Source organism: Psychrobacter sp. Ps2, assembly GCF_022129405.1.
Lineage (GTDB): Bacteria > Pseudomonadota > Gammaproteobacteria > Pseudomonadales > Moraxellaceae > Psychrobacter.
In genome coordinates, this window is the sequence record NZ_JADQAM010000036.1 from 24,216 (window position 1) to 30,326 (window position 6,111).

5 protein-coding genes are annotated in these 6,111 nt (G+C 42.1%); 1 reads left to right on the forward strand and 4 read right to left on the reverse strand.

Going from position 1 to position 6,111, the window contains the following annotated elements:
- The first annotated feature begins 99 nt into the window (after window positions 1-99).
- Complete coding sequence (ruvC, locus tag I3254_RS03495; RefSeq protein WP_057760973.1) at window positions 100-684, forward strand: crossover junction endodeoxyribonuclease RuvC; 585 nt, start codon at window positions 100-102, stop codon at window positions 682-684.
- Window positions 685-843: 159 nt separating this feature from the next.
- On the opposite strand, the gene I3254_RS03500 is transcribed toward ruvC, so the two are convergent.
- The 4 genes from I3254_RS03500 to I3254_RS03515 form a co-directional block, all read right to left on the reverse strand.
- Window positions 844-1,794 carry an META domain-containing protein gene (locus I3254_RS03500; RefSeq protein WP_238051197.1) on the reverse strand — a complete coding sequence of 317 codons (951 nt, stop codon included), beginning with the start codon at window positions 1,792-1,794 and terminating at the stop codon, window positions 844-846.
- A 486-nt stretch (window positions 1,795-2,280) separates the two neighbouring features.
- A complete protein-coding gene (locus tag I3254_RS03505; RefSeq protein ID WP_238051198.1) occupies window positions 2,281-2,943 on the reverse strand; it encodes a glutathione S-transferase family protein in 663 nt (220 codons plus the stop codon).
- 219 nt (window positions 2,944-3,162) lie between these two features.
- A complete protein-coding gene (locus tag I3254_RS03510; RefSeq protein ID WP_238051199.1) occupies window positions 3,163-3,801 on the reverse strand; it encodes a peroxiredoxin in 639 nt (212 codons plus the stop codon).
- Window positions 3,802-4,198: 397 nt separating this feature from the next.
- Window positions 4,199-5,938: a glutamine--tRNA ligase/YqeY domain fusion protein gene (locus I3254_RS03515; RefSeq protein WP_238051200.1), complete on the reverse strand. Its 1,740-nt coding sequence runs from the start codon at window positions 5,936-5,938 to the stop codon at window positions 4,199-4,201.
- Window positions 5,939-6,111: the final 173 nt, after the last annotated feature.

Consider the following 6,111-nt stretch of genomic DNA (forward strand, 5'->3'; position numbering starts at 1 on the left):
AAACGTCAGTGCTACTAGCAGTAGGCTAAGCGAGTCTGACTCCATATCCGATTTCTATAGGACTGAATATAAAATGACAGGTAAGCAAGACGGAATATTATGGCAATTATTATAGGCATTGACCCAGGGTCACGCATGACCGGTTATGGGATAGTACAGCAGACAGGTGACAAGCTGACCTATATCGATGCAGGGACGATTCGTACAGATACCAAAGAGATGCCTGAACGCCTCAAGCGTATCTTTAATGGACTAACCCGTATCACACAGCATCATTTAAAATACGCAGACGAGCCTATCTATACGGCGATTGAGCAAGTATTTATGGCGGAAAACCCTGATTCTGCACTTAAGCTTGGGCAAGCACGAGGTGCAGCGATTGCAGCGATGGTTGCACTAGATTTAGAAGTATCAGAATATACGGCTCGGCAAATCAAACAAGCCGTCTGTGGCTATGGAGCAGCGGCCAAAGAACAAGTGCAAGAGATGGTGTGCCGGATATTAGCGTTAGAAGTCGTACCGCAACAAGATGCTGCCGATGGTCTTGCCTGCGCCATCTGTCATGCTCACTCAAGCCATTCAATGAACAAACTGATATTGAATAGCGCCATGCGTGGCCGCGGTGCTTCTAAAAAGAAAGGCCGTTGGCGTTTGACCGAAGAAGATTTAGGTAACTTACGTTAAAGATCAGCGTTAAAATAGCGAGGCGTTAAGATAGCGAGGTGTTAAAGCAGAAAAGCGTCAAAATAGATAAACAGCAAAGTGATATACCATAAAAAACACGCGCTATTAGACGCGTGTTTTTTATGGCTATGAGCATTTCAAAGCTCAAACTACAGTAAGCTACTCTACAACTGCACTTTCAATAACAGCATCTAGTATATAAGCATACTTTTCATCAGCAGTATCATCTTTAGTTGGCTCATTAGTCTCTGATAATTCATCGATATATAGTGGATAGCGTTGTAAGCGTAATACTTCTTCGTGTTTGCTGTCATGCTGATAGCCATCGATTTCACCAACGAATACTCGCCACTGTCCTTCGTGAGTTTTAATGCCCTGATCATTATAAGTAATAGGCTTAACTTGTAAGCACTGCTCAGAGTTACCTGCTTCGCAAGGTACAGTTTCAGAGTTTACTGCCCAAAATACTGTTTCACCCTTACTGTTATATTTCGCTTGTGCAGTAAGCCTACCATTCCAAACCAGAGTTACATCATCGTCGGTAAACTGGGTTAATACTGGGTTATCGCCTTGATCAATTTTGAACTCACTACTGCCCTGCATCAACGTACTCAAAGCATTTTCAGCCACATCTAGCTCGCCACAAGACATCTTGGTACTCATACCCTCTTCAGTAGTTAAGGTATGCCCTTTTAACTGATAGCCAGCACTAATCGTATTACAGCCTACGCTATAGCTTAGCGTGTCTTGCCCTTGATACTGGTTGAATGCAAGCGTTACCTGACTGTTGATATTCGCAAATTCAGCCATAAGTTGTTCATTGGCGTCGACTGCATTTACTAACGTCCAACGATGATGAGATAAGGTGGTCGTCAGCTTTTCTTGAGCAGTTAATTCAACAGGTTCAGATTCGTCTGATGTAGGGCTCATACTAGATACCAGATCTTCACTTACGGCTAAGTCTGTCATCTCGCCAGATTCAGCATTCTGCGATGTATCATTTTCACTAGACGCCGCTTCTTTTTGACACGCACTTAGCATCAGACTAACTGCCATCATACTGGGTAATAGCAGTAATTTTAACGTTGGCTTATTTCGGCTACCTACCATATTACATACCTCTTAGTAAGCTTGTACAACTTATCTCGCGTACCATCTATATTTTAAAAAACCTATTCAAAAGAAGTCATAATTTAAAAGCATTCTTCTTAAATAAACGTTTTAAAAACATAATTGATATAACTAAGCTAGATTAACCACTATAACCTTGGCACTATTAACCTATGTAACGAAATGTTGAATTTTATTATATTTCATAAAAAAACAGCTAACGATTGAGGTTAGCTGTTTTGCTTTATAGCGATTAATTTATCGGATAGGTTAATAGATAAATTTTATGATTTAAACTATTTTTCTAGGGCGTATCCTCATTTTAAAAATGGTGATAAAAATGAGATAAATGGCAGTCAAACAAGGAAAATAGCGCAGATAATATCGAGATATTAGTCAGCTATTTGACGCCATTTGGCAAGATTTAGCCATTTTTAACCCATTTAGATAACTATCGATTGAATTGAGGACACGCCCTAGAACCTTTTAGTCATTCACACTGGCATGTTTGGCTTTAGCCATATTTTTAATACTGAAACGTTCATTCATCTTTTGATAAAAGCGAGCCAGGTTTTCGCCTTGCTCATTAGGATTAATCTTCAATACTTTACCAAAATCCAAGCTTAGATATAGCACGATATCCGCAAAACTTAATTGTTCACCTACTAGGTATTCACGACCTTCTAATATCGTCTCGAAATATGCCATGGCTTTGACCGCACGAGCAATTGATGGTGCGACGAACTCGGGCACTTGCTCAATACGTTGTGCTTTAGATGGATGACTGTGCTGAAACGCGAGCATCAAGTTATACATCACTTCAAACTCTGCAACACGGCGCATAGAGCAAACTTGCGCACGCTGTACCACATCATTACCCATAACTGAACGCTCACCGTAAACGCGATCCAGATACTCACAAACTGCCTGAGAATCATTCAGTACTGTACCATCATCTAAGGTCAAAACAGGTACGGTCTGCATCGGATTCATTTGCGTAAATGCTTCTGACATTTGCTCATTTGCCGCAAAATCAATATCGATCACATCCACATCATCCATGTCATCGACATCGATACCTTTTGAAGCCAATAAGATAAGCGCTTTACGCGGATTGGGCGCTGTACGGGTAATATATAGTTTTTTCATAGCAAACTCCTTGTAAGAATGATTGGACAGCAATTTGACGCTGATACGCTTTATTATGGTTGTTGTACTAATAAGCACAAATATTGATACGCTATACCACAGTTATAGCCTAATCTGGCCATCATGGCAAAGTGTTATTAGTCATAAAGTAGAAATAATAAAAGCCCCATAACCTTGAGTCATGGGGCTTTATTTAATCACATTTACACATCAGTCTAATTATTTGTTTGGTGCAGGTGTGGTGCGTAGATACGGCTTAATCTCTTTGTGTCCTTTTGGATATTTTGCAGCGATATCTTCGTTTTTCACACTTGGTGGAATGATAACGTCGTCGCCATCTTTCCAATCAACAGGCGTTGCTACGTTATATTCATCAGACAATTGCATCGCATCAATCACACGAATAATCTCATCAAAGTTACGGCCACAGCTGGCTGGATAAGTCAGTGTTAAGCGTACTTTTTTCTTAGGATCAATAATAAACACACTTCTGACCGTCGCTGTATTGTCAGCATTTGGATGAATCATGTCATAAAGATCTGCAACCTTGCGCTCAGGGTCTGCAATGATAGGGAAATTGACAGCAGTACCTTGGGTTTCTTCAATGTCACTTACCCAACCTTTATGATCTTCTAAACCATCAACCGATAGCGCAATTGGTTTAACATTGCGCTTCTGGAACTCACCGCCTAGTGCTGCGGTACGACCAAGCTCAGTGGTACATACTGGCGTATAATCTGAAGGATGTGAGAAAAAAACCACCCAATGATCGCCTGCCCACTCGTGGAAATTAATATCGCCTTCTGTGGTCGCAGCGTCAAAGTTTGGTGCGGTATCGCCTAAACGTAAATGTGCCATGCTTGATTCCTTAGCTATGTTGATGAACGCTTGTATCGACCCGTTGGCCGCGCGCTATATTATTATCATCGATGTGCTCAGCTATCAAATATAACATAAAGCACATCCGTAAAAACTGACTTTATCTTAACAAACTGGTTATGAATGTCTTGTGACGGATTGTAATGCGGTTATTCCATTTAACCCTAAGTAGATATATCAATTATTTATTAAACCACCATCCCTGCATCCCATAAGCAAAACTCGCACTATAATCATACTTAACTTTATATCTACACACAAAAAAGCCCATCCCTAGCGTACTAGAAATAGGCTAACTTGCAAACTACTATTGTTCAGTATTATTTCAAAATATTCATTTGGATAAGGATACTTTTAAATACTAAGCCAACATAAATTAAGCTGGCTTATAGCTATCACGCAAGCTAACGATTTGGTTAAATACTGGCTTATCAGTGCTGTGATCTTCGCTATCAGAGATGAAGTAACCTTCACGCTCAAACTGGAAACGCGTGCCAGCATCTGCATTGACCAAAGATGGTTCAACCACTGCATTTAGCTCAGTGAGCGAGTTCGGGTTTAGCGCTTGATAAACATCAGCAACGCCACTTGGGTCCTCAGCACTGAATAGCTGCTCGTACATGCGTACTGTCGCTGGCACACCTTGACTGGCTGATACCCAATGAATCACGCCTTTGACCTTACGCCCTTCAGGGTTATTGCCCAAAGTAGCAGGATCAATCGTCGCTTTTAGTTCAACGACATTGCCACTTTCATCAGTGATATGCTCAGTGACGGCTAGCACATAAGTATTACGCAGACGAATCTCTGGCTTTTCTGGAGAGAGGCGCTTATAGCCTGCTGGCGGTTCAATCTCGTAATCACCTTGATCAATGTATAGCGTCTCGGTAAATGGAATCTCACGCTCACCCATATCCACGTTAGGATGGTTGGGCTGAGTCAACCAAAGCGTCTGAGTCGCATCGTCAAAACGTGCATTAACGCTATCGGCTTTTTGCGACTCCCAACTGCTGACCGCTTCACTAAAGTTAGTAATCGTCACTTTCAATGGCTTTAGCACCGCCATACCGCGACCAGTAGTTGTCTCTAACGATTGACGAACGCTAAACTCTAGCAAACGGAAATCAACCACACTATCCGCTTTGGTCACACCCACACGCTCACAAAAATCACGCAAGCCCTCTGGCGTATAACCACGGCGACGCATGCCAGCGACGGTCGGCATACGGGGATCGTCCCAACCGCTTACGATACCTTCATCTACCAGTTGCTTTAGCTTACGCTTACTGGTCAATGTATGATCAACGTTTAAGCGGCTAAACTCGTACTGATGCGGCGGTACGTCAAAGCCGATTTTTTCGATGACCCAATCATAAAATGGACGATGATCTTCAAACTCAAGCGTACATAATGAATGGGTAATTCCTTCTAACGCATCTGAGAGTGGATGAGCAAAGTCATACATCGGATAGATGCACCATTTATCACCAGTCTGATGATGCGCTTGATGCATCACGCGATAGATAACAGGATCACGCAGGTTCATATTTGGGCTAGCCATATCAATCTTGGCACGCAAAATAGCCTTCCCTTCAGCGTATTTACCGTCTTTCATATCATTGAACAGCGCTAGGTTTTCTTCAACACTGGCATCACGATATGGCGAAGGCGTTCCCGCTTCATTGAATGAACCACGGTTTTCTTTGATTTGCTCAGGGGTTTGCAAATCAACATAAGCGTCGCCTTGCTCAATCAACTGAATTGCCCATGCATGCAACTGATCGAAATAACCTGAGGCATGATGCGCCTCGCCTGCCCACTCAAAACCTAACCATTGCACATCGTTCTTAATATTGTCGATGTAATCTTGCTTTTCAGCGGTTGGGTTGGTGTCATCAAAACGCAGGTTGCACACACCGCCGAACTCTTTGGCCACACCAAAGTTTAAGCAGATAGATTTCACATGGCCTAAATGCAGGTAGCCATTTGGCTCAGGCGGAAAGCGCGTTACAATTTGCTGGTATTTTTGCGCATTGACATCGTCACGAATGATATTACGAATAAAATCGTTTTTTGCTTCGTCTTTTTGTGCATTGTTGCTTGAGTGATCACTCATCGGGCATTGCTCCTAACGCAAATTGTCAGTTCATGGTGCGTGCCATCACGCATCACGAAACGTTTAAACTAAAGTGTTAAAATAAAACGAGAATATTAGGGCGTGTCTTCAATTCATCTTACAATGAACGATAGTACACGCCAGATAAAGCATTGACTTAAAATTACGCGCTA

What these genes read in the sequence shown, in the direction of transcription:
- ruvC (WP_057760973.1), top strand. Translation starts at nt 100, where the DNA reads ATGGCAATTATTATAGGCATTGACCCAGGGTCACGCATGACCGGTTAT.
- I3254_RS03500 (WP_238051197.1), bottom strand. Translation starts at nt 1,794, where the DNA reads ATGGTAGGTAGCCGAAATAAGCCAACGTTAAAATTACTGCTATTACCC.
- I3254_RS03505 (WP_238051198.1), bottom strand. Translation starts at nt 2,943, where the DNA reads ATGAAAAAACTATATATTACCCGTACAGCGCCCAATCCGCGTAAAGCG.
- I3254_RS03510 (WP_238051199.1), bottom strand. Translation starts at nt 3,801, where the DNA reads ATGGCACATTTACGTTTAGGCGATACCGCACCAAACTTTGACGCTGCG.
- I3254_RS03515 (WP_238051200.1), bottom strand. Translation starts at nt 5,938, where the DNA reads ATGAGTGATCACTCAAGCAACAATGCACAAAAAGACGAAGCAAAAAAC.